Genomic DNA, 25,215 nt, shown 5'->3' with positions numbered 1-25,215 from the left:
AAGACAGTGTATGGTCGGCGCTACATACTCTGCGCCAACATCGATTCATAGTCTTGCGCGGAGGCAATACGAGGGTTTGTGGCATGGCAGTGGTCGGCTAAAGCGCCTTTGATCACCGTGTCGAATTGACTGCTTTGCACGCCCATGGCTTGCAGCCCTGTGGGTAGCCTCAGGCGCAGGTTCATGTCCTTGATGGCATCACCTAATTGACCGGCGTTGTCCAGCCCCATGGCTTGGGCCATGCGTTCTAGGCGGCGCTCTTGTTGTACCGACTCGCTGTGGGCGTTGAACGCAATAACCGCTGGTAAAAACATCGCATTGAGTGTGCCGTGGTGCAAGTGCGGGGACACGCCGCCCAAGCTGTGGCTTAAAGAGTGCACACACCCCAAGCCTTTTTGAAACGCCATGGCGCCTTGCATGGACGCGCTCATCATGTGGCGGCGCGCCTCCAGGTTGCTGCCGTCATTGGTGGCCTGTTCAATGTGTGCCCAGGCACGAGCCAAGCCGTCCAGGGCAATGCCATCTGCGGGCGGGTTAAAGGGCGCGGCCATAAAGGTTTCCATGCAGTGCGCAACAGCGTCCATGCCAGTAGCGGCGGTGAGCATGGGTGGCAAGCCTAGCGTTAGCTCAGGATCACAAATGGCCACTTTGGGCACCAAATGCCAGCTGTGAAAGCCCAGCTTGCGTCCGTCATTCACGATGACAATAGCGCCGCGTGCCACTTCGCTACCCGTGCCTGCTGTGGTGGGTATGGCTATCAATGGCGCCACGGCTTCGGTGATCTTGGAAGAGCCGCCTTCAATGGTGGCGTAGGTTTTAAGGCTGCCGCCATGGGTAGCGAGTATGGCTACGCCTTTGGCGCAATCAATACTGGAGCCACCGCCCAGGGCAATAATGCCGTCGCATCCATGGGCCAGGTACAAGTCACTTGCGGCGCGCACGGCTGCCTCGGTGGGGTTACTGGGTGTTTGGTCGAATATTGTTACGGGCAGGTCATTGAGCTGTGCCATCACTTGGTCCAGCAGGCCTGCTGCCTTGATACCGGCGTCGGTAACCAACAGTGGTTTGCTGATGCCATGGGCGACACAGCTGGCGCCTAGTTTGGCCACTGCGCCACAGTCAAATTCAATGTCGGTGATGTACTTGATCAAACCCATGGTGTGCAACTCCTCAATAGTCCATAGACGCGGGCGACGCTTGACGCCAACAACTTACCGTATGCTAGCTGCCAGGCGCCTGTTTGGTGCGTCGCCAGGATGACCCTATGCTCACACCCCAGATCAAAGACTTGCTTGCACGCATCGCCCAGGCTGCCAGACCCCCCATGCACTTGTTGCCGGTTCAGGCGGCCAGGGCGTTTTATGCCGCAGCTGCTGGCGTGCTTAGCATTGACCCAGCGCCAATGTTGGTGGACGAAAGCTTGTCCATACCTACGCGTGACGCCCAGCGGCTGCATGCCAAGCTGTGGGTGCCACACACGCAAGCGCGTGGCGTGCTGCTGTATTTTCATGGAGGTGGCTTCACCATTGGCTCGTCGGCCACCCACAAGGCGCTGTGCCAGCACATGGCAATAGCGGCGGGCTGCGCCGTGGTGTCTGTTGACTACCGTCTGGCGCCAGACCACCAGTTTCCAACAGCCGTGCACGACGCCTTTGACAGCCTCAAGTGGTTACACCAACACGTGGATGCACTCGCGCCGCGTCATATTTGTCACCATGCCATTGCTGTAGCGGAGACAGTGCCGGCGGCACATTGGCTGCTGTAAGCGCCTTGCAGGCGCGTGATCACCACATTGACCTGGCGTTGCAGCTGCTGATATACCCCGGCGTGGGTGCGCACGCCAACACCGACTCACATGCCAGGTACGCCGACGGCTTTGTGCTGTCAGCCGCAGACATTGCCTACTTTTTCAACCACTACATTCCCAACAAGGACCAACGTGACGACTGGCGCTTTGCACCTTTGTACGCAGCAGATCACGCAGGTGTTGCCCCGGCCTGGATAGGTCTGGCCGAGTGTGACCCGCTGTTTGACGAAGGTATTGCCTATGGCGATGTGTTGCGCGCCGCAGGCGTGACCGTAGACTTGGAGGTGTACAAGGGCGTGGTACACGGCTTTGTAAACTGGGAACGCGCGATACCAGAGGCCCGTCAAGCGCACGCAGACGCAGGCGCGGCCCTCAAAGCAGCATTTGCCTAACCCCTAACTGTTGGCCAACACATGAGCACCACCACAATAAACCACCGCTACCAGGAGCGTTTGCGCGTACGCTGGTCTGAAATAGACGCCCAGCACATTGTCTTTAACGCCCACTACCTCACTTACATAGACACAGCTATTGCAGGCTACTGGCGCGCATTGGGCTTGCCCTACCATGCGGCCATGGCCCTTCTTGAGGGAGATATCTACCTCAAAAAAACCACGGTGGAGTACCACGCTTCAGCCGTGTATGAAGACTTGTTAAGCGTAGGCTTGTCCTGCACACGCCTGGGCCGCTCCAGCATGACGTTTAGCGCCACCATTGCGCGCGGCGACACCTTGCTCACCAGTGCCGAGCTGGTGTACGTGTTTGCCGACCCCAGCACCCAAACCAGCAAGCCTATACCCGCAGCGCTGCGCAGCGTGATAGAGCAATACGAGTCAGGCCAGCCAGTGACAAAGCTACAAGTGGGTACCTGGCAAGCGTTGGGGCCGCAGGCTTCACAGGTGCGCACTGAGGTGTTTGTACAAGAACAAGGCATTAGCCAGGACGACGAGTGGGACGACATGGATGCCCAGTGCTTGCACGCGGTGTTGTTCAATGGCTTGGGTCAGGCATTGGCCACAGGACGACTATTGCCCAGCGTACAAGGCCAGTCCAAAATTGGCCGCATGGCGGTGACACGGGTGCTGCGTGGCACAGGGCAGGGCGCTCACATTCTCCATGCGCTGTGCGAGCACGCCAAAGCCCGTGGAGACAAGACTGTTTTGCTACACGCCCAAACCAGCGCCAAACGCTTTTATGACAAGCTGGGCTTTACCCAACAGGGCGATTTATTCGTAGAGGCCGGCATAGACCACGTCACCATGAGCAAGCCTTTGGTGTGACGGCCAGGTGCTGTGCTTCAGACGTGGCCAGTACCTGACCCAGCTGGTCATAGCGCCACTCTTGCATATAAAAGTCCTGGTTGAAGCCAGTTGGGCCAACACCTTGCCACATCAAGGTGCTGCTGCGCGTGCCGTAGTGCTGCTGGGGCCAGCGCACAAATACGCTGGACAAGGCATCGGGCGTCAGGCGCTCATCGTCTTGCAAGGCCGCCAGCAGCAATGCATGGCGCTCGGCCTGCGACATACCCAGTACACCCGACAACGCCTGTCTCAGCCGCAGCAGTTTGGGCCAGGGTGTATCTAGGTCTGCGTTTGACAAGGCGTATACGCCAGGCGCAAGTGCGCTTGTGTACCAGCCGCCAGCGCTTGCGGTGTGTTGCGCGCTGGCTTTGTTGCGCGCGACATGCCATGTTTGCGTGAGCACATCACCCAACACCACGTTGCAGCCTTCAAAGCTGCTCGCAGGGTTGTTGATCAGCCACCGCTCAAAGCTGATGCCACCAAGCCATTGGGTGCACAAGCTGCCACGGCTGCTGGCCGTCGGTGCAACTGGTGTTGCGGCTGGCAAAGTGGGTCTGATATTGGTTAAAAACGCCACACGCCCGTTACTGCCCGCACCCATCCAGGTGCCTCCAGCCACCATGTCGCGCCCAGACAGCACCGTGATGTCTGACGTTAAGGGCCAACTCGCCAAGCCTTGCGTTGGCCGCCCAAACGCCTCATCACGGTTGGCCGCCACCAGCAGCGGCAAGTGGGGTGCAGCACCTATGGCGAATGCAATAAGGCACATAAGCGCTTTCTATCAACACACCTGTACAAACGCCTAGATATCAGCAAGAAGCGCGTAGGGCAGGTTTAACAACTGCAGCGCGGGGCCGTTGGCGTCAACCAGCCGCAACGCAGTGGCCTCTTGTGCAATAGCCAGTTGTGTGCTGAACGACACCACTTGCTGCCCCTCAAAGCTGGCAGCACCAACCACCACGCCACAGGCCTCAAAACTGTCGGGCTGATCAGCTCGGTTGGCAAACACCTCAGCGCCCAAGGCTGGTAGCGCAACGTCAGGCGACAGCTGGGCCAACATGGTGCGCCGCTTGATCGCACCCCTGAACTGGCTGCGCGCCACCACTTCCTGGCCTGGGTAACAGCCTTTTTTAAAGCTCACGCCGCCAACAGACTCGTAGTTGATCATTTGTGGCACAAAGGCCTCAAATGTGGGCTGGCTCACCATGGCCACGCCGCTGGCCACAAACGCAAATTGCCAACTGGCTAGCGCATCTTCCTGGGCCTCGGTGGGCGCGCCCGTAGCCGGTGCCAATACCAGCCAGGCTTGTGCGCCTTGGGCTGCTGGCCATGCAAGGCTGTCGGCTTGGCCCCAGGGCAGTTGCACAGTGATTCGTTGCCAGGCGGGCTGCACCGGCGACGCCAGACAGGGACGCACAAAACCCATTACCGCGTAATGCTCGGATGCGTCTGTCAAAACGCACTTGGCGCGCATGACAAACATGGACAAACGCTTGCGCGTGGTCTCCAGTAAATCGCGGGGCATTAACAGTGCAATGGTGTGTGCATCCAGGCGCAATGCCACCATACTGGCCTGTACACGGCCTTTCACGTTGCAAAAAGCTGCCAAGCGCGCAGAGGCCTGGTCTAGCGACAACATGTCATTGGACAGCTGCTTGTGCAAAAAGTCGGCTACATCCTCGCCCGTTGCCAGCATCACCCCCCAGTCGGGCAGCAAGGTGAGGGTTTGTTCATCGTGAGGAGTGAGCGTGGCTGAATGGGACATGTCGCGCGCGGCCTTGTGAGGTTTAAGAGTCGAATCAAACAGAAATAATGCGATGATTATGCTGTGCTGTCATCAACCTTGCCGGCCCAGTTGTATACCTAGTCAACCCCATGCTAAAGACGCTCAAATTTCTATTCATTGCCGCTGTGCTTGCCGTGCTGGGTGCGGTGGCGGGCGTGGCCTGGTGGAGCCAAAAGCCGCTGCCCATCACACTTGAGGCCAATCAAGACGTGCTGGACTTGCGTGTACCGCCCAGTGCAAACGCGATGGACGTTGCCAGGGCACTGAACAAGGCGGGCGTGGCCACGCCCACGCGCTTGCTGTTTGAGTGGTTTCGCTGGTCAGGCCAAGCGCGTGATAAAGGCCGGTAGTTATGAGCTGGCCCCTGGCATTACGCCTACACAGCTGATTGACGTGTTGGTGCAGGGCAAACAGGCGTTGCGCAAAGTCACCCTCATTGAGGGCTGGACTTTTAAACAAGTGCGCCAAGCGCTTGCTGACGCCCCTGACCTTGAACCGGTTACAAGCGACTGGACAGACAGCCGCATCATGGCGGCGCTGGGGCGCAACGGCCAGCACCCGGAAGGGCGGTTTTTCCCTGACACCTATGTGTTTCCCAAGCACGCCGATGATTTGGATGTGCTGCGCCAGGCGGCCAAGCTCATGGACACCGAGTTGGCGAAAGCCTGGGCCAAGCGCAGCGAACAAACACCTGTTAACACCCCTGATGAACTGTTGATACTGGCCAGCATTATTGAAAAAGAAACCAACCACGACCCAGACCGCCCATTGGTTGCCAGCGTGTTTGCCAACCGCTTGGCCATTGGCATGCGCCTGCAAACAGACCCCACCGTCATTTATGGCTTGGGCGACGCCTTTGACGGCAACCTGCGCCGCATACACCTGCGCACGGATACGCCTTACAACAGCTATACCCGGGCGGGTCTACCCCCTACGCCCATTGCTATGCCTGGCGCGGCATCGTTGGCGGCTGCTGTGTCACCTGCGCCCACCAAGGCGTTTTACTTTGTTGCCAAGGGTAACGGCCAAAGCGCCTTTAGCAACAACCTGGCCGAGCACAACATGGCCGTACAACGCTATATTTTTGGCCGCTGATTTGGGCGTTAAGCTAGACACTTGTTTACATTGACATCCCCATCACTATGAGTCAGCTCAAACGCGGTTTATTTATCAGCTTTGAAGGCATCGATGGCGCTGGCAAGTCCACGCACATCGAGGGCTTGGCGCATTTATTCAGAGAGCAAGGGCGCGATGTGGTGCTGACCCGTGAGCCTGGCGGCACGCCATTGGCCGAGCGCTTGCGCGAACTGGTCTTGCACGAAGCCATGGACCCACTCACTGAAGCCTTGCTGGTGTTTGCCGCCAGACGGGACCATTTGGTCACCGTAATTGAGCCCGCGCTGGCCAAGGGCAGCGTTGTGATTTGCGACCGCTTCACAGACGCCACTTTTGCCTACCAAGGGGCAGGGCGCGGCTTTGACTTGGCCACACTCACCACCTTGGAGCAGTGGGTGCAAACCAAGGCGGATCAATCCGGTCTGCGTCAACCCGACCTGAGTCTGTGGTTTGACTTGCCCCCAGCGGTGGCGGCTGAGCGGCTGGCGCAAGCGCGTGAAGCCGACCGCTTTGAAGCACAATCCCTGGACTTTTTCGAGCGTGTGCGCAGTGGCTACCAAGCCCGTTTTGAGACCTCAGCCGGGCGTATGGTGCGTATCAACGCAGACCAGAGCAAGCACTTGGTGTGGCAGCACATCACCCATCAGGTGGTGCAACGCGGCTGGCTGGCCATTATGGTCAATAGTGCCGCATTCAAAGGCAACGTGGCGTGAGCGACTTAAGGCCCCCAACCGCCTTGGCACCCTGGCTGCAAGACCAGTTAAAGGCCTTGATGCAGCAGCGCGGACATGCACTACTGCTAAGCGGCCCGCCTGGCCTTGGCCAGTACGAGTTGGCTTATGCCTTGGCCAAAACGTGGCTTTGTGACGCACCCACAGATGCTGGTGCCTGCGGCCAATGCGGTGCTTGCCACAGCGTCGAGGTGCGCACCCACCCCGACTTGCACGTGTTGATGCCCGAGACGGTTGCCCCCGGCCTGGACTGGCCGCTGCCAGCCGCAGCACAAGACGCCATAGACAAAAAAGAGCGCAAACCAAGCCGATGGATTCGGGTGGATGCGGCGCGTTCAGCCGTGGCATTTACCCAGATGACACGTGCACGGGCACGCTACCAAGTGGTGCTTGTTTACCCGGCGCAGCGGCTCAATGTGGAATCGGCCAACACCCTGCTGAAAACCCTGGAAGAGCCGCCCGGCGACGTGCGCTTTGTGCTGGCCACCGAGGCTGCGCACATGTTGCTGCCCACCATACGCAGCCGCTGCCTCACCCACACCATGGCCTGGCCAGATGCCGCCACTTGCACCGACTGGCTTGGCACCACCGTTGAGCCGGCACCCAGCGCACAAGCTGCGACCACCTGGCTGCGCGCCGCTGGCGGACGGCCCATGGACGCCTTGGCCTGGGCCGAGTTGGGCCTTAGCGCGGCGCAGTGGAGTGCTTTGCCCAAGGCCGTGGCCGCCGGCCAACTGGCAGGCATGCAAGACTGGGACGCTGTCGTTGTGCTGGACACACTTCAAAAAATTGCCCACGATGCACAGGCGGTCTGGGTAGGTGCGGCGCCCAGGTTTTTTGAGGCGACCGATTTGCCTGCCTTGCCGCACCTGCGCAGCCTGGAACAATGGGCCCAGCGCTTGGCAGGCTGGCGGCGCACGGTAGAACACCCCTACAACGCAGGCCTTCAAACCGAGGCCTGGATGGCAGACGCAGCCATGGTGTTTGCCTGCGGCCAAGCCCACGCGGCCTTTGCCCACGGGTGCCCACGCCTAACCCCCACACGCATTTACTCTTAACAACGCATCGGTTTTCATGTTTATTGACTCTCACTGCCACCTGAACTTCCCTGAGCTCAAGGGCAACCTGGACAGCATATTGCAGCGCATGGCTGAGGCACATGTGGACCAGGCGGTGTGCATCTGTACCACGGTAGAGGAGGCCGACGACGTTTTACACTTGGCCCAACAGCACGCCAACCTATGGGCTACCGTGGGCGTACACCCAGACAACGAGGGGGTGGCTGAGCCCAGCTTTGACTGGCTGGTACAGCGTGCGGCCAACCCACGCATAGTGGGCATTGGCGAGACAGGACTGGACTACTACCGCTTAAACGGGCGCACCATAGACGATATGCAATGGCAAAGAGACCGCTTTGCCACACACATACGTGCGGGCAGGGCCACTGATTTACCGTTGGTGGTGCACACGCGCAGCGCCAGCGCAGACACCATGGCCATGTTGCGGGATATAGGCGGCTTTGGCAGCGCCAGTGCGGGCGATGGCCCACAGTCCAGAGGCGTGTTGCACTGCTTTACTGAAAGCTTGGAGGTGGCCAAGGCAGCCTTGGATATTGGCTACTACATCTCCTTCTCGGGCATTATTACTTTTAAAAATGCGGCGGATATCAGAGATGTAGTGGCTTATGTGCCGCTGGACAGGCTGCTGATTGAGACCGACAGCCCTTATTTGGCACCCACGCCACACAGAGGTAAAACCAACAGCCCAGCCTTTGTGCCCTTGGTGGCGCAACAAGTGGCGCAAACAAAGGGCATTGCCGTTGAAGAAGTAGGGCGCTTGAGCACAGAGAACTTTTACAGGCTGTTTTCAAAGGCGCAAGCCCAGCCCTGAGCCATCAGCGCGTGATTTGGGGGAGGGTTTGCAACTTCATGTTGCATGACAAACTACATGAATAAATACCTGCAATACTATGATAAATATCTATTTAGTATAGATTTACTTGGCCTTTGTTAATGGTGTGCTGGGCGTTAAGCCCAGGCTTGCCATCACAGGCGCAAACCGTGTTTCCCAGCCACCAGGACACCGATGACGTGCCACTGATTCAATCCGCTCCAAAGTCATCACCCAAGCCAGCCCCAACCGCTGAGCAGCAACAGGCGGCGCGCGAACAGAGGTTTTGGGACGCCCTTCAAAAAGACGATGAATGGGCGTTTAGCAATGCGGTATTTGCTGGCGCCGACCCCAACTTGCGCCTTGCAAACGGCAACACAGCCTTACATGAAGCAGTAAGCCTTCCAGCGCCACGCATTGCCCAGGTCCTGTTGCGCCAGCCCGGCGTTGATCTTGATGCGCGCAACAAGGCGGGCGAAACCCCGCTGATGCTGGCCGTGCTGCGTGGCCAGGTGGCACTGGCGCAATCCTTGATTGCAGCCAAAGCCGCCATCAACCACCCGGGCTGGACACCGCTGCATTACGCCGCAGCCGCCACTTACGAACAAGCGCCCGCCATGATCAGTTTGCTGCTGGACAACTACGCCTATATAGACGCCGAATCGCCCAATGGCACGACGCCTCTGATGATGGCCGCGCGCTACGGTCGGCCAGACAGCGTGAAGCTGCTGGTGGAACTGGGCGCAGACGTCAACCTGATCAACGCCAAAGGTCTTAGCGCATTGGATTTCGCCAAGGCAGGCGCCAAGCCAGATTCAATCAGACTACTGGATCAGGTTGCACTGGACAACGCAGCCTTGCCCAAGGGAACCTGGTGACTGGACACACTTACGTTAATGGTGCTTTATATTAAACATTCCACAATGTATATTATGTTAACTAACATAAGTAGCGAAGGTAGAAGTCAGTCAGTTAGTTAGCCAGCTGCCACACCGCAGCAACTAGCCTGCCACCTGCATCAGCGTACTGTGGGCAGCAGCTGCATGGTGTGCTGCGGTACTTCGCCCTGCACACCCAGCAAGCGATACCGTCCATTGGCCCATTCAGCGCTCATGTCGCCGTAACGGTTGGACAGCACATTGCCGCTTTGGCCGGTTTGGTACATGAACTGCGACTTTGACAAATCGGACAAGTCATAAATCGCGCGCAATGATGCGGCGTGTACCACCGCAAAGGGCCGCTCGCCGCTGGCGTGATAACGCCCCACGTTAACGGTATAGCCATCACCACCCACTGGCACTTGTACGTTGAACAACTTGGCCAACACCCCAACATTGCCAAATGGTTTGTGGCTGCTGATGGCTGTGTGGGCATTTCCCCACTGCCACTTGCTGAGGTCTGGCCCCATATCGGCACTTAACTGGTTTAGTGTGAGCGTAAGCGCTTGATTCATGAGGGGCTTGCAGCCGGCTTGGCCACACCAGTCGGTGTTGTCGCTGGCCAGTATGCCCAACAGCCCCTCCCTAAACTGGCGCTTGCCGTATAGCTTGTCAAACTTGTCTTGGCCTAGTCGCGGCCTTATCACCAGTTGTGTCAACTCATGCGCCCACACCGAGACCATCAACGCCGCCGGTGAGTTCACCCGCATGTCGCCATCAAAACCGGCCAGCGCCTTGGCTGCAGCGGGTGCCAGTACATGGTCGCTGGTGCTGCGCTGCAAGTAAGGCAACAACGACAGCGCAGATAGCGACACCTGATCCATTTGCATGGTCGCAAAAGACTGTGCATCGTGCAGCGGGCTTTGCGCCATCAACTTGCTGATTCGGCGCATGCGGTGGCTGGTGGCCCAGTCACTGGTTATAAAGTGCGGGTACTTGGTGTCGTGTATGCGCTGATTGGCTGTGGCTATCCAGCCAGCAGCGCCATCATCCTCAGGCGTGTCGGCGTAAGGCAGCCACCCTGCCCAGTCGTATTTGGCGTCCCAGCCCGGGTTAGGGGCCACACCCATGATGTCGTTGGCACGGTTGCGTACAGGTGTGGTGCCAATGGCTTTGTAACGAATGCGCCCGTTGGTGTCCGCCATGACTACGTTTTGCATGGGCGAATGGTGGTCGGCGTAAGCCTGTTCCAAGCTGGCCACATCGGTGGCAAAGTTGGCATTGAGGCCAGCCAACACAGTCTTGTTGTTTGGCTCTAAAGCACTCCAGCGCAACGCAATCGCGTAGCGCGTTTTGTCCAGAACGCTGTCGTAGGCAGGCTGCACGTCGCTGACAACTGGGCCATGGCGGCTGCTACGCACGGTGAAGGTGTAGTCGTCATCGCCCTTGATCTTGATGGTTTCAGCCCGTGTGGCAAACGTTTGAAACTCCCCTGCCCCTGCTGGCGACGGCACACGGTACAAATCGGGTGCATCTGGCTTGAGCTGCTCCAGGTACAAGTCTTGTACGTCTGGCCCCACATTGGTAAAGCCCCATGCCACACCAGCGGTATGTCCCAACACCACCACGGGTAAACCCGGCAGCGTCGCGCCGCGCACGTCCATGGCTGGCCATTCGTCACTTGCAGGCGCTTTTAAATGGGCCACATACCATAGCGCCGGCGCACTGAGACCCAGGTGCGGGTCATTGGCCAACATGGGCTGACCGCTGCGCGTGTTCTGGCCAGCCACGACCCAGTTGTTCGAGCCTTTGCCGTCCAGGCTGCCCAACTGCGCCACCCATGCGTTGGCAGCTGCGCCCACCTGCTCTCTCAAGCCGTTGACATCGGCACGCGCACGGCTTGGGGCCACACCGTCCGTACTGTAAGCGCCTAGCGACTGGTACAACTGGCCCAAGTCCAGGCTGGTTGCGGGCGCTTCAGGTATTTGTTGTCGCGCATAAGGCGGCATGATTTGCCACAGCGCTTGGGTGTCTAGCGTTTGCAACAAGCTAAACCGCGCAAACTCGTGACTCCAGTTGCCGCCAAGGTCCAGCGCCATCATCAAGGACCAGCCCACAGAGTCAGCAGGTGTCCAGAACTGCCCTTTCTGCGCCCGCGCCTTGGCGTTCACACCCAATAAAGTGAACTCGGGTGTCAGCCACTGGGTTTGCCCAGCCAGTGAGTCGTTGATGCCGTTGCTGTATGCCTGCAAGGCTTGTTGTGCCTTGGCGGGCAATGCGGCCAGCTGCTGCTGCGCCACTTTGTAAATGCCCAGGGTACGCAGCAGCTTGTCTGTATCCAGCGTGGCCTCACCCAGCACTTCGGACAAAGTGCCACGTACCACGCGACGATTGAACTCAAGCTGCCACGCTCGCTCACTGGCGTGTACCCAGCCCATGGTGTACCACGCATCGGTGGCAGACTGGGCTTGAATGGTCGTGACGTCGCTGGCATTGCGGGTCACGCTCACAGGTTGGCGCAAACCAGGCGCTGTGAACGTGCCGTCCAAGGGTGTTTGGCTGTTGAGTGCGTACACCAGCACCGCCGCACCCAAGCCTATGGCGCCAACCAGAGGCAGCATCCACACAGCATGCAGTGCCAAACGAGCGAATGAGCGTTTCATAGCGGTGTCCTAAAACAGTGACTGGTCACCACTATATCGTGCGCACCCAGAGCTTCTCTGGGCGCATGCCAAAGCAAGTCACCAGTGGCCTGGCACTAGGTTTGTTTGGGCACAGGCCTTTGAATGGCTTTGACCTCCAGGAACTCCTCCAAACCAAACACGCCGTTTTCGCGGCCGTTTCCCGACTGTTTGTAGCCGCCAAATGGCGCATTGGCATTGAATGGTGCACCGTTGATGTCCACTTGACCTGTGCGAAGGCGCCTGGCCACAGCAATGGCGCGCTCATCTGTGCCAGCCCATACGCCGCCACCCAAGCCGTAAACCGTCTCGTTGGCAATGGCCACAGCCTCGTCTTCGTCTTTGTAAGTCAGCATCACCAGGACTGGGCCGAAAATTTCTTCCCGTGCCAGTGTGTGGTGACGTTGCACACCCAAAATAGTTGGCTGTACAAAGTAGCCCTTGTCAAATGCGGGCTTGTCTGCGCCACCAGCAATGAGCTCTGCACCTTCGTCCAGGCCAAGTTGTATGAGACTGAGCACACGGTCACGCTGCGCTGCGCTTACCAGGGGACCTAATTTGCTGCCCTCGTCAAAGGCGTTGCCAATGGTGAAGCGCTCAATGACCGCTTTGGCCAGGGCTTTGGCCTCGTCGTAGCGCGACGCGGGCACCAGCAAACGTGTGTGCGCCGAGCAGGTTTGACCGCTGTTGAGCAAACAAGCGCCTACAGAGCCCTTGATGGCTGCGGCAAAATCGGCATCGTCCAACACCACGCTGGCAGATTTACCGCCAAGCTCCAACGCCACACGTTTGATGCTTTGTGATGCCAGCTCACCTACACGCTTGCCCGCGCGGGTAGAACCCGTAAAGCTCACCATGTCCACTTCAGGATGGCTGGCCAGCACCTCACCCACTTCCGGGCCCAAGCCATTCACCAGGTTGAACACGCCCGCAGGCACGCCCGCCTCGTGTATCACCTCGGTCAAGATAATGGCGTTGATGGGCGCGATCTCTGACGGCTTTAGCACGACGGTGCAGCCTGCCACCAGCGCGGGCGCCACTTTGAGTGCGATTTGGTTCAGCGGAAAATTCCAGGGCGTAATACACCCCACGACGCCAATCGCCTCGCGCACGATCAACGAGTGTTTGATTTCGCTTTCAAACTCAAAGGCGCGTGCGACTTTGGCAAAGTTGCCCCAGTTGAATATAGGCATGCCCACTTGCACCATGCCAGCCATCTTGAGTGGCATACCCACCTCACTGGCAATGGTTGCAGTCAGGTCGTCGGCGCGCGCCTTTAAGCCAGCGGCTACTTTGTCCAGGTAGCCAGCGCGCTGTTCCACGCTTAATGCAGACCATGCTGGAAAAGCCCTGCGTGCGGCCAATACCGCGCTCTGTGCGTCTGCTGCACTGCCCGCGGGCACGGTGGCAATAACCTCTTCAGTATTGGAGTCGGTCACGTTCAGCGTGGTGTTGCCACTGGCGTTGACCCATTGCCCGTCAATGTAGTGCTGCGCATAGGTTTTCATGTTGTCTCTTTGGCGTTTGAATATGTTGAAACAATTAACCGACCAAGCGGTTGGTTAATGCTATGTTACCTGCATTCAAACACCCGCGCTGTCATCTTTGATGCACATAACAACAGGCACTAGACACGCGATAAAACAAGCACATACAATCAACAATTAAATAATTAGATTCGATATCACCCCTAGCAATCAAATTAGGATGTTGCATGTCAAAAGAAAAAATACAAACCGACTACGCCAGCACGCTGCTCAAGTACAACCCAGGCAAGGGCTGGAGCCCCATTGACTACACCAGCACAGACGACGACACCGCAGCCGTTACACAGCAGCCAACAGCGGCCAAAGTGATACCCATGCCGGTACAAGCCGCTGCATCGCCTGCATCCGTCGATGACAGCGACACTGCTGACAACATTGCAAACAGTGCTGGCAGTGCTAACAGTGCAGAGCGAGCGCAGCTGGACAGTTGGTTAGAACAGGCTGCACGCTCGCCCGACCACTTTGGCGTGCATGACATGGCACACGCCAGTCTGGAAACACTAAGCCAGCGCTTGCCTGAACTATTTGCCCCACTTGACCAATACGCCGAGGAGGCGGGTGAGTTGTCTTGGGACGACGTGGCAAACCGGATAGCCGACTTGCAAGAGACCATGCAAGCACGTGAGCGTTTACTGGTCCAGTTGGCCCAAACAGATGCGCATCTGACACAGACCAAACGTGAACTGTATGCACAGCTACATGACATACAGCGCCAGGAACGCACCAAAGCCGCCGCCGCCCAACTGCGTGAGCGCATGTCTGCGCATACAGCGCAAGAAGTGACCAAGCGTTTGCGCGAGCTGCTGGCCCAATAGTCACGCAACAGCCCCTCAAGATAGTCCCTCAATAGCCCCGCAATAGGCTTTGCAACCCAAGGCTAGTTATCAAACGCCTTTGCTGTAGCCGTTTTTAGGCGACAAATCACCACCTGCGTAAACAGCAACGGCGCAGTACTTGAACTCCGGTATTTTTCCAAATGGATCCAGCGCGGCATTGGTCAGCAGGTTGGCCGCCGCCTCTGCGTAGGCAAAGGGTATGAACACCGCGCCGCTGGGCGTGCCGTCGTCTAGCCGCACCTGCAACACCACTGCACCTCGGCGTGAGCGCACCGTCACCACGTCGCCGGCTTGCACGCCCAAGCGCTGCAAATCCGCGCCGCACATGCTGGCCGTGGCCACGGGCTCAATGGCGTCCAATACATAGGACCTGCGCGTCATGCTGCCTGTATGCCAATGCTCAAGCTGACGTCCCGTGATCAGTACAAAGGGGTAGTCGCCATCAGGGCGCTCGTTGGCCGGAATGATGTCTGCCGGTACCAGCTGCACGCGTCCATTGGCGGTGGCAAATGTATCGATAAACACCGTAGGCGTACCGGGGTCTGACTCGCTCAAGCATGGGTAGGTCACGCTGGACTCACGTTGCAACCTGTCCCAGGTAATGCCCGCAATAGCCGTGTGCATGGCCTGGCGCATTTCTTCGTAAACCGCGGCCACGCCGCAATGCTCGCCCGCATAGTCCCACTGCAGGCCCATGCCTTTGGCCATTTGCTGGATGATCCACAAATCTGGTCTGGCCTGGCCTGGCGGACTGACCGCCTGCTGGCCCAGCTGCACCATGCGGTCGGTGTTGCTGACTGTGCCTGTTTTTTCGGGCCAGGCGGTAGCAGGCAACACCACGTCTGCCAGCCAAGCCGTTTCTGTCATGAAAATATCCTGCACCACCACATGCGACATGCTGGCCAACGCCTGTCTGGCATGGTTGAGGTCGGGGTCACTCATGGCCGGGTTCTCACCCATGATGTACATGCCGCGCACTTTGTGTGGGTCGCTGTCATCGGCCAAGGCCTTTTGCATGATTTCCACCACGGTGTAGCCAGGCGTGTCGTCTAATTTGTGATCCCAAAACTGCTCAAACCACGCGTGGGCACTGGCGTTGTCTACGCGCTGGTAGTTGGGAAACATCATGGGGATCAGGCCTGCGTCGCTGGCGCCTTGCACATTGTTTTGGCCGCGCAGCGGATGCAGACCAGAGCCAGGCTTGCCGACTTGCCCGGTCACGCTGGCCAGCGCAATCAAACAGCGCGCGTTGTCGGTGCCGTGCACGTGCTGGCTAACACCCATGCCCCACAAAATCATGGCGCTTTTGGCTGCGGCAAATGCGCGCGCCACCTCGCGCAAGGTCTGGGCAGACACACCGCAAACAGCCGCCATAGCCTCAGGGCTGTAGCCAGCCACGTTGTCACGCAACGCCTCAAAATTATCAGTGCGCTCGCGCACAAAGGTCTGGTCTACCAAGCCCTCTTCTATCACCACATGAATCAGCGCATTGAGCATGGCCACATCGGTGTCTGGCTTGAACTGCATGGTGCGCCAAGCGTGCTTGCCCATGTCGGTGATGCGCGGGTCTGCCAACACAATCTTGGCGCCGCGCCTGGCCGCGTTTTTCATCCAGGTGGCCGCCACAGGGTGGTTGGCAGTTGGATTAGAGCCAATCACCAGTATCAGCTCGGCGTGCTCTACGTCGTTCACCTGGTTACTCACGGCGCCACTGCCCACACCCTCTAACAAGGCGGCCACACTGGAGGCATGACACAAGCGGGTGCAATGGTCTACGTTGTTGGAGCCAAAACCCGTGCGTATGAGTTTTTGAAACAAATACGCCTCTTCGTTGCTGCCTTTGGCAGAGCCAAAACCAGCCAGAGACTTGGGGCCATAGGTATCGCGCAAGTTTGACAGCTGCGTGCCAGCCAAGGCCAAGGCTTCCTCCCAGGTGGCTTCTCTAAACACCTGTTGCCAGTGCGCTGGGCTGGTCGCGAAGTTGGTGTCTTTGGCCACACCGGGTTTGCGAATCAGCGGCACCGTCAGGCGTTGGGGGCTGTGGGCGTAGTCAAAACCAAAGCGCCCTTTTACACACAAGCGGCTTTTGTTGGCCGGGCCGTCTCGCCCGTCAACACTTACGATGCGGTTGTCCTTGACGTTGTAGGTCAGCAGGCAGCCCACACCACAAAACGGGCAGACCGAGTCCACCCGGCTGTCTACCGCTTGGCTGCCGACTTGGGTTTGGGGCATCAAGGCGCCAGTAGGACAAGCTTGCACGCACTCGCCGCAAGCCACGCAAGAGCTGGCGCCCAGGTCGTCGCCCAGGTCAAACACGATTTGCGCTTGTGCGCCTCGGTAGGCCATGCCAATAACATCATTGACCTGCTCTTCACGGCAGGCGCGCACGCAGCGGTTGCACTGAATACAGGCATCCAGGTTCACCGCCATGGCTGGGTGGGACAGATCTGGCGCAATGGCTTCGCGTTGTGTGGCGCGCAAAGCCGGGCGCACGTCAACGCCCAAGCGGTTGGCCCACAGGCTTAGCTCACCATGCTCACCGTGTTGACTGCTGTCTTGCTGTATGTTTGCTGCGGCCGGCAGCTTGTCGTTCCACTTAAAGCCCTGCTCTGGCATGTCAGCCATGAGCATTTCCAGGACCATGCGCTGGCTTTTAAGGGCGCGTTCGCTGTGGGCTTGCACGTGCATGCCTGCGCTTACAGTGCGGCAGCAACTGGGCGCCAGTGTGCGCTCGCCGTCAATTTCCACCACGCAAGCGCGGCAATTGCCGTCTGCGCGGTATCCCTCTTTAAAGCACAGGTGCGGTATGTCTATGCCGTTGCGCCTGGCTGCGCTGAAAATACTCTCGCCGTCGAATGCCGTGATCTGTTGCCCATCCAGCGTGAAGTGAATTTCCTGGGGCGACAAATCTGATAGTTTTAGGGGCGCGTTCATTCAAGACACCTCGTGGGCAAAGTACTGCTGCACACAACGCATGGGGTTGGGCGCGGCTTGGCCAAGGCCACAGATAGACGCATCCACCATGACCTGGCCCAAATCGTTCAAGGTGTCGTTGTCCCACACCTGCGCTTGCATCAGCGTGGCGGCCTTTTTTGTACCCACGCGGCAAGGTGTGCATTGACCGCAACTCTCATGCTCAAAAAACTGCATCATGTTGAGTGCAGCGTCTCTGGCGCAGTCCTGCTGGCTCAGCACAATGACGGCGGCTGAGCCAATAAAGCAGCCATAGGGTTGCAAGGTGTCAAAGTCCAGTGGCACGTCGGCCAAGCGCTCTGGCAATATGCCGCCAGACGCGCCGCCGGGTAAGTAGGCATACAGCTGGTGGCCGTCTTGCATACCGGCGCAATACTCGTTGATGAGTTGGCGCACGCTGATGCCAGCAGGCGCCAACTTCACACCTGGCTGTTTGACGCGCCCGCTCACGCTGAATGAGCGCAAGCCCGAACGACCATTGAGGCCAAAGCCGCTAAACCACTGTGCGCCACGCTGCACGATGTCGCGCACCCAGTAAAGCGTCTCAAAGTTGTGTTCCAAAGTGGGCCGACCAAACAGCCCCACTTGCGCAATGTAGGGCGGGCGCATGCGAGGCTCACCGCGCTTGCCTTCTATGCTTTCAATCATGGCGGACTCTTCGCCGCAAATATAGGCGCCAGCGCCTCGGCGCAACTCTATGTGCGGCAAGGCGCACGGCGGGTTGGCTTGTAGCTTGGCCAACTCGGCTTGCAACAACGCGCGCGCGCCGTGGTATTCGTCTCGTATGTACAAGTAGCAAGCGTCTACGCCTACCACTTTGGCAGCGACCAACATACCCTCTAGAAACCGATGCGGGTCACGCTCCAGGTAGGTGCGGTCTTTAAAGGTGCCTGGCTCGCCTTCGTCGATGTTGACCGCCATCAGCTTGGGCGCGGCCTGCTCACGCACAATGCGCCACTTGCGCCCTGCCGGAAAGCCAGCGCCGCCCAAACCACGCAGGCCAGCGTTTTCCATGGCTGACAAGGCGGTCTCCCCCGTCCCGGCTGCGGCATTGTCAAGTGATGCGGCCAAAGCGTAGCCGCCTTGCGCAACATAGGTGGCCATGTCTACATAAGCGGGCGCTATGTCCGCGGTGGATTTGCTCACGCTTTGCAACGTTAAATCGGCTGGCTCAAAGCGCGCGCCACCCGCACTTATGCGGTGGTGTAATGCGCCGCTGTTCACAGCTTGCACCACAGAGTCGGTGGTTGCCAACACCACGGGGTTCTGGTGTACGACGGCCACTGGTGCTTGTTCACAACGACCTACGCATGGCACCTGCACCACACGGGCATGCGCGTGGCCCAACAGTGTGGGCAACTTGTCCAACAAGTCTCGCGCACCTTGCAAGTTACAGCTCAAGCCATTGCAGACGCGCACGGTGATGGCCGCTGGCTGTGCATCGTCGCGCAACACGTCAAAGTGGTGGTAGAAGCTGGCCACCTCGTACACCTCGGCCATGGGCAAGCGCATGAGCTTGGCCAAAGCCACCAGATGCGTGTCACGAAGGCCCAGGTGCGCGTCGTTCAACTGGTGCAGGTACTCAATCAGCAAGTCACGCCTGTAAGGCCCCTCACCAATCAAGGCCAGCACTTGTGCCAAGTCGTGGTCGCAGGCTTGCCTGCCTTTAAGCTGGCTGCTGCGACGAATGCGCTGGCGCATCTGGTCTACCGAGGCCAAAGGGATATGGGCGTGGGGCATAAAGCAATCCGGGCGTTGTGTGGTCGCAGGTTGCAGTCATGATACGGTAAGCCGCCCCTTTGACCCTCACGCTTATTTGCTGGGCGCAACGTGGCTGGCAGCTCAGCATCGCCCCGCGTGGGCCAATGCCTGCACACGTCAGCGCGATACAGGAGCCTCTTACTCAGGCAAATTGCGTGGCGTATTGCTCGCGCAGCAAGGCCTTTTGCACTTTACCCATGGTGTTGCGTGGTAGTTCATTCACCACGACGCAGTGTTTGGGCAACTTGAAGTTGGCCAGCATGGGCTTTAGTGTGGCCAGCAAGTCAGTGCCGTTTACGTTGGCCGCACCAGCCGCCACCACGACTGCAACGCCCACCTCGCCAAAGTCTGGATGGGGCACACCCACCACGGCACTTTCAGCCACACCAGGCAGGTTGTTGATGACAGACTCAATTTCAGCGGGGTACACGTTGTAGCCGCCACTGATGATCAAGTCTTTATTGCGCCCTACGATGGTGACGTAGCCTTGGGCACTGACTAGGCCCACGTCGCCCGTTTTAAAGTAGCCGTCGGCAGTGAATTCTTCGGCAGTTTTTTCGGGCATTTGCCAGTAGCCTGCAAACACACTGGGGCCTTTGACTTGTATGTGGCCCACCTCGCCGGCGCCAAGAAGTTGGCCTTGATCGTCTACCACGCGCAAGTCCACGCCAGGCAACGCAAAACCCACGGTACCGCCCAGTCGTTTGGACGCGCCGTTGTGGCGTTGGTCTGGTGTGCACGGATTGGAGGTGAGCATAACGGTTTCACTCATGCCATAGCGCTCAAGAATAGTGTGGCCTGTGCGCTGTTGCCACGCCTCAAATGTGTCCGTCAACAAGGGCGCTGAGCCAGACACAAACAAGCGCATATTGGCAACTGCCTTGGCGCTCAGCCCGGGCAGGCCAAGCATGCGCACATAAAGCGTGGGCACGCCCATAAATACAGTGGCTTGCTGCATGTGGGCCAGCGCGGCTTGCGGGTCAAACTTTTTCATCCAAATCATGGGGCTGCCGTTGAGCAAGGCGCCATGAATCGCGACGAACAAACCGTGTACGTGGAATATGGGCAAGGCGTGCAGCAACACATCATTGGGCTGCCAGTTCCAGTAGGTTTTGAGGGTTTGTGCGTTGCTGGCAATATTGGCATGACTGAGCATGGCGCCTTTGCTGCGCCCTGTGGTGCCACTGGTGTAAATGATGACGGCCAGGTCATTGCCCGCAACGCCAACCGGTGTGTGTTTGCTGTCACAGTGGGCAGCACGCTCAAGCAGACTGCCACTGCGCTGGTCGCTAAGGGTAAACACAGTCGCGACGCCATTTTGAAACGCCAGCTTGCTCACCCAGCCAAAATTGGCAGGGCTACACACCACCACTGCGGGCTTGGCGTTGTCTAAAAAGTACCCCACCTCGGCGCTTTGGTAGGCGGTATTGAGTGGCAAAAACACATGGCCTGTGCGCAATGTGGCCAGGTACAACATGACGGCCTCTACCGACTTGTCCACTTGCACGGCAATGCGGCTTGCGGCTGGCAAATTCAAGCCCTCTAACAGGTTGGCCATCATGGCCGAACCCTGCTCCAAATCTGCCCATGAGTAAATGCCGGCCTCGTCGTAAATGGCGGGCTTTGTCAGGTCTTTGGGGAATTGCTGGCGTAGCAGGGTGTAAAAATTGTGATTGGAGTTGCTCATAACAATAGGCTTAGGCTTTAAGGTATTTACTAACGTGTGACGAGTGCGACACCACACCTTGCATAAATGACTCGTGTCTGGCCTCTACTTTGTCTAAATCGTATACATAGTTCACCATCACAGACAAAGACTGCTTGATGCCTTTTTTAGACAAGTCGGCCGCAATATTCACCTGCTCAAGGCGTGCACCGTTGTCCAGGTGAAAGCGCGCAACAGGATCACTCAAATGCTGGTGAGAGCCGTTGACAAGCCAGTGCGCGCACAGGTTTTGCAAGGCAGTTTGCGCCGCTTGCGGCATCAGGCCTATGTCACTTTGCGTGAGCGGTGTGTGCTCAGACTGCCACTTACGCACCAGTTGCAGTTGCGCGGCAATCGGTGCGGCCAGGCTGTCGGCATCGGCTTGTTCCAGCCACTTGCCAAAACCTGGCACAGGGGACAGGGTGCAATAGGTCTTGAGACTGGGCAGCTCGGCGGCCAAGTGCTCAGCCACGCGCTTGATTAAAAAGTTACCCAAAGACACACCGCGCAAGCCGGGCTGGCAGTTGCTAATGGAGTAAAACACCGCTACCTTGGGCTTGGCGCTGGTGTCTGGCTCACCCTTGATGTCAATCAGCGGCGCAATGGCAGGTGGTATCTCGTGTGTCAGCGCCACTTCCACAAATATCAGGGGCTCGCCCTCAAGCTGTGGATGAAAAAAGGCATAGCAACGCCTGTCGCTTTGCAGACGCCGGCGCAAATGCGTCCAGCTGTCTATGGCATGCACTGCCTCGTGGTGAATGATTTTCTCAAGCAAAGCCGCGCTGGAGTCCCAGCTGACGGGCTCGAAGCGCAAAAAACCCGGGTTAAACCAGGACGACAACAAATGCAAAAAGTCTGCGTCCACCACGTTTAGGCCTTGGCGTGTACGCATGCAGTTCAACAAGGCTACGCGCATGGCCAATAGCGTGGCGGTCCCCCGCCCTGTTCTATTGATGCGACGCAACAGCTCTTGGCGTGGCGCTTCACTGGCGCTCGACAGTTGTGCCAACGTGTCTGGGTTGGGCTTGTCCAGATAGGCCTGAATGGCCTTGGCCACCCGCTTCTCGTCTGGCGCAAACTCGGTGGCCAAAACCGCAAAAAAGGCCTCGTAGCGGCTGGCGGGCAATGCTGCCCAACCGGCCACCACTTCGTCAGCCAAGGCATACATATTGGCTTGGCCACGCTCAGACAGCAGACCTTTGCAAGCCAGTACCAATTGCTTGAAGCCTCTGTCCTCTTGCGCTTGTTTGGCCAAGGCCCACAGCTTTTCAAACATGCCTAGCCTCCGTAGCCCATCAACACACTTGGCAGCCAGGTGGCAATGCCAGGGAAAAGGCACAACAACACCATGGCCACAACCATGCACATCATGAAGGGAAATGCGCCGCGCAAAATGGTGGTGAGCTTCACGTCAGGCGTGATGCCATTGATGACGAACAGGTTTAATCCAACCGGCGGCGTGATCAAGCCAAGCTCCATGTTGATGGTGAGCATCACGCCAAACCACACGGGATCAAAGCCAGCGGCGGTGATGACCGGCAAGATGATGGGCGTGGTCATGAGAATAATGGCCGCTGGTGGCAAAAAGCAGCCCAGCACCAGCAAAAACACGTTTACAAAGCCCAACAATACCCAGCGGTTAACGTCTAACTCGGCAATAGCGGTGGCAACGCTTTGGGTCACCAACGAAGACGACATGGCGTAGCCAAACAACACCGACATGCCAATGATCATGAGCAACATGCCTGATTCGCGCAGTGCGTCTCGCATGATGTGCCACAAGTCTTTCACTGTCCACATGCGGTAAATCACAATCACCATCACCAGGCACAGCGCAGCACCTACGCCCGCCGCCTCGGATGGCGTGGCAATACCGCCGTACAGTGAGTACACAACACCCACAATCACCAGCAACAAGGGCAGCAGCTTGGGCATGAGCTCCAAGCGTTGCAACAGGGTATAGCTTTGGCCTGCAAACACGGCAACATTGCCCCGTTTCCAGCTCAACAACAAGGCCCACGCAATAAACAAACCGGTCAGCAGCAAACCCGGCACAATGCCCGCGATGAACAAGGCACCAATAGACGTTTCGCTGGCAATGCCATACAAAATCATGGTCACGCTGGGCGGAATCAAAATGCCCAGTGTGCCGCCGGCCGCAATGGCGCCAGTGGCCAAATCGGCGTCATAACCACGGCGGCGCATTTCTGGAATACCCATCTTGCCTATGGCCGCGCAAGTCGCTGGAGACGAACCTGTCAACGCAGAAAACAAGGCACACGCGCCAATGTTTGAGATAACCAGGGAGCCTGGCACCTTGTACAGCCAGCGCGACAGGGCTTCGTACAAGTCACTGCCCGCACGCGATGAGGCCACCGCCGCACCCATGATGACGAACATGGGAATAGATGCCAAAGTGAAGTCGTCAAGGCCCGCAAACAAGGTTTCGGGCAAAAAAGTGAGTGCCGCCCAACCGTCGTTAAGCCACATGAAAAACAAAGCCGTGGCGCCCAGTGCAAACGCAATAGGCATGCCTGTGGCCAACAATAAAAGCGTTACGCCAAAAATAAGCGCGCCTGTTACCAACGGATTCATACCGCACCTTCTTCTTGTGTGGCCATTGCGGCAAACGGAGAGGACAGGCCTTTGGCCAACGCCCAGATATCAACCATGTACTGCAAGCACAGAAGACCCAAGCCTATAGGGAAGCTGAGGTAGGGAATCCACAAGCGTGCACGCCAAATAGTGGGTGTGGTGAGTTCCAGCACCCACGCCTCCCACCACCAGTGCAAGCTGCTGTAGAACAACAACAAACAAAAGCCAAAACCCAGACTGGACGCCAGCCAAGCCAAACGCCTGCGGCCCACGTCGCCCAGCATCAAAGGGAGCAAGTCCACGTTGACATGGCCTTTGGTCAGCAATATGTAGGGCGAACCAAGAAAGGTCGCGGCAATGAGGGCAAAGGTCACAAACTCGGTTTGCCATACGGATGACTCGTTGAGCACCGCCCTGACAAACACCATGTGGCACACCACCAATACCGACAACAGCATCAGGCCAGCGGCAAAATGCCCAACGCCGTCGATGCCTTGCAAACCCATTTGTAAACCTGGTTCAAACCCTACTCCTGCTGATTTCTTTGGCTGTTGTTAGCCGTGCGGCTTACTTGACTGCCAGTGCCTTGTCTATCAATGCCTGGCCACCGGCCACTTTGTCGCCAAAGTTCTTGTAAGACGTCTTGGCGGCCACTGCGCGCCAGGCATCAGCTTGTGCCGCTGTCATGTACTTCACATCAATGCCAGCCTTGGTAAATGAATCCACCAATTTTTCATCAAGCTTTTTGGACTCGGCCTCAAAGTAAGCTTCTGCCTTGGCAGATGCAACCATCAACGCCTTCTTTTGTGCGTCGTTCAATTTGGCCATGGCCTTCTTGGAAATGAGCACAGGCTCGTACATAAACCACAGTGCCTCGTCGCCAGGCGCTGTTAAACACTTGAGCTGCTCGTACAAGCGAAACGATACAAAACTACCCGCAGAGGTGTCTGTGCCCTGGGCCACGCCTTGTTGCAAGGCGTTGTACACCTCGGGAGACGGGATGGACACAATAGACGCGCCAGCGCCTGCCCACATTTCAGCAAAGGTTGAACCCGCTGAGCGCACCTTCATGCCCTTTACGTCCTTGGGCTCGATAATGCATTTGTCCTTGCCGCCAAAGGCGCCTGCCAACCAAGCGTTGGCCAACACATCGACGCCGCCTTTGTTGATGATGGCGTGTATGTCCTTCATGAATGCAGAGTCGTTGATACGACGTGCATGGGCATGATTTTTAACCAGGCCAGGCATCAGCGTGGCGCCAAACTCGGGGTGGAAGCCAGAAGCGTAGTCCAGTGGCAAAGACGTCATGTCAATCTGGCCGGTCAACATGGCCTTCCACTGCTCTTTGGGCTTGACCAAACTGGCGCCAGGGAATACGTTGATGGTCAGACCCACATTGGCCGCAGCCACATCGCGCGCGATCATTTGTATCATCTCGTCGCGCACGTCGCCTTTACCACCCGGAAACTGATGCGATGCCTTGAGCACCACGTCAGCATGCGCGGCGGTCATAATGGTTGCACCTACTACGGCCAGCACCAATGACTTGATTGTGAATGTCATGTTGTCTCCAATCGATGTTGTATAAAAGAGCAGCCATGATATATG

General features: G+C 57.9%; 18 protein-coding genes and 2 pseudogenes. 8 read left to right on the top strand and 12 right to left on the bottom strand.

From position 1 onward, the window contains the following. Positions 1-20 precede the first annotated feature (20 nt). The gene (locus LN050_02775) at positions 21-1,157 is read right to left on the bottom strand and encodes an iron-containing alcohol dehydrogenase (GenBank protein ID UFS56792.1); all 1,137 of its coding nucleotides are present in this window, start codon (positions 1,155-1,157) and stop codon (positions 21-23) included. 307 nt (positions 1,158-1,464) lie between these two features. On the opposite strand from LN050_02775, the pseudogene LN050_02770 reads away from it, so the two are divergent. Beyond that, positions 1,465-2,199 (top strand): annotated as a pseudogene (locus LN050_02770) (alpha/beta hydrolase). Between the two features lie 21 nt (positions 2,200-2,220). Continuing rightward, a complete protein-coding gene (locus tag LN050_02765) occupies positions 2,221-3,087 on the top strand; it encodes a YbgC/FadM family acyl-CoA thioesterase (GenBank protein ID UFS56791.1) in 867 nt (288 codons plus the stop codon). Here the strand turns inward: LN050_02765 and LN050_02760 are convergent. Further along, positions 3,062-3,877: an NRDE family protein gene (locus tag LN050_02760; GenBank protein ID UFS56790.1), complete on the bottom strand. Its 816-nt coding sequence runs from the start codon at positions 3,875-3,877 to the stop codon at positions 3,062-3,064. The genes LN050_02765 and LN050_02760 overlap by 26 nt on opposite strands. Before the next feature lie 33 nt (positions 3,878-3,910). Beyond that, on the bottom strand, positions 3,911-4,873 hold the full coding sequence (locus LN050_02755) for a folate-binding protein (GenBank protein ID UFS56789.1): 963 nt from the start codon (positions 4,871-4,873) through the stop codon (positions 3,911-3,913). A gap of 110 nt (positions 4,874-4,983) precedes the next feature. Between LN050_02755 and mltG the strand changes: the two are divergent. The 5 genes and pseudogenes from mltG to LN050_02730 all read left to right on the top strand — a co-directional run bounded on the left by mltG (position 4,984) and on the right by LN050_02730 (position 9,509). Then, positions 4,984-5,989 (top strand): annotated as a pseudogene (gene mltG, locus LN050_02750) (endolytic transglycosylase MltG). 47 nt (positions 5,990-6,036) lie between these two features. Further along, a complete protein-coding gene (gene tmk, locus LN050_02745) occupies positions 6,037-6,723 on the top strand; it encodes a dTMP kinase (GenBank protein ID UFS56788.1) in 687 nt (228 codons plus the stop codon). Next, on the top strand, positions 6,720-7,799 hold the full coding sequence (locus tag LN050_02740) for a DNA polymerase III subunit delta' (GenBank protein UFS56787.1): 1,080 nt from the start codon (positions 6,720-6,722) through the stop codon (positions 7,797-7,799). Before tmk ends, LN050_02740 begins: the two co-directional genes overlap by 4 nt. A gap of 16 nt (positions 7,800-7,815) precedes the next feature. After that, positions 7,816-8,631, top strand: a complete 816-nt coding sequence (locus tag LN050_02735) for a TatD family hydrolase (GenBank protein ID UFS56786.1) — start codon at positions 7,816-7,818, stop codon at positions 8,629-8,631. A gap of 122 nt (positions 8,632-8,753) precedes the next feature. Continuing rightward, positions 8,754-9,509, top strand: coding sequence for an ankyrin repeat domain-containing protein (locus LN050_02730; protein ID UFS56785.1), 756 nt, complete (start codon positions 8,754-8,756; stop codon positions 9,507-9,509). 140 nt (positions 9,510-9,649) lie between these two features. Here the strand turns inward: LN050_02730 and LN050_02725 are convergent, their stop codons facing one another. Both LN050_02725 and LN050_02720 read right to left on the bottom strand, forming a co-directional pair. Then, entirely contained in the window at positions 9,650-12,172 is a 2,523-nt protein-coding gene (locus LN050_02725; GenBank protein ID UFS56784.1) for a penicillin acylase family protein, read from the bottom strand. A 95-nt stretch (positions 12,173-12,267) separates the two neighbouring features. Further along, positions 12,268-13,698 (bottom strand): aldehyde dehydrogenase family protein, encoded by a 1,431-nt coding sequence (locus LN050_02720; protein ID UFS56783.1) that lies wholly within the window; start codon positions 13,696-13,698, stop codon positions 12,268-12,270. Between the two features lie 206 nt (positions 13,699-13,904). Between LN050_02720 and LN050_02715 the strand changes: the two genes are divergently transcribed. Beyond that, positions 13,905-14,552: a hypothetical protein gene (locus LN050_02715; GenBank protein ID UFS56782.1), complete on the top strand. Its 648-nt coding sequence runs from the start codon at positions 13,905-13,907 to the stop codon at positions 14,550-14,552. Positions 14,553-14,621: 69 nt separating this feature from the next. On the opposite strand, the gene fdhF is transcribed toward LN050_02715, so the two are convergent. The 7 genes from fdhF to dctP all read right to left on the bottom strand — a co-directional run bounded on the left by fdhF (position 14,622) and on the right by dctP (position 25,170). After that, on the bottom strand, positions 14,622-17,507 hold the full coding sequence (fdhF, locus tag LN050_02710; GenBank protein ID UFS56781.1) for a formate dehydrogenase subunit alpha: 2,886 nt from the start codon (positions 17,505-17,507) through the stop codon (positions 14,622-14,624). Continuing rightward, entirely contained in the window at positions 17,508-19,286 is a 1,779-nt protein-coding gene (locus tag LN050_02705; GenBank protein UFS56780.1) for an NAD(P)H-dependent oxidoreductase subunit E, read from the bottom strand. A gap of 163 nt (positions 19,287-19,449) precedes the next feature. Beyond that, positions 19,450-20,994, bottom strand: a complete 1,545-nt coding sequence (locus LN050_02700; GenBank protein ID UFS56779.1) for a malonyl-CoA synthase — start codon at positions 20,992-20,994, stop codon at positions 19,450-19,452. Positions 20,995-21,004: 10 nt separating this feature from the next. Then, a complete protein-coding gene (locus LN050_02695) occupies positions 21,005-22,288 on the bottom strand; it encodes a malonyl-CoA decarboxylase (GenBank protein ID UFS56778.1) in 1,284 nt (427 codons plus the stop codon). 2 nt (positions 22,289-22,290) lie between these two features. Beyond that, positions 22,291-23,607 carry a TRAP transporter large permease gene (locus tag LN050_02690; GenBank protein UFS56777.1) on the bottom strand — a complete coding sequence of 439 codons (1,317 nt, stop codon included), beginning with the start codon at positions 23,605-23,607 and terminating at the stop codon, positions 22,291-22,293. Beyond that, positions 23,604-24,113, bottom strand: coding sequence for a TRAP transporter small permease (locus LN050_02685; GenBank protein UFS56776.1), 510 nt, complete (start codon positions 24,111-24,113; stop codon positions 23,604-23,606). Before LN050_02685 ends, LN050_02690 begins: the two co-directional genes overlap by 4 nt. 61 nt (positions 24,114-24,174) lie before the next feature. Further along, entirely contained in the window at positions 24,175-25,170 is a 996-nt protein-coding gene (gene dctP / locus LN050_02680; protein ID UFS56775.1) for a TRAP transporter substrate-binding protein DctP, read from the bottom strand. Between the last annotated feature and the right edge of the window lie 45 nt (positions 25,171-25,215).

Source organism: Comamonadaceae bacterium M7527 (genome assembly GCA_021044545.1).
GTDB lineage: Bacteria > Pseudomonadota > Gammaproteobacteria > Burkholderiales > Burkholderiaceae_C > RS62.
Note: the sequence above shows the minus strand (reverse complement) of the source record. Positions and strands in the feature narration are given on the sequence as shown.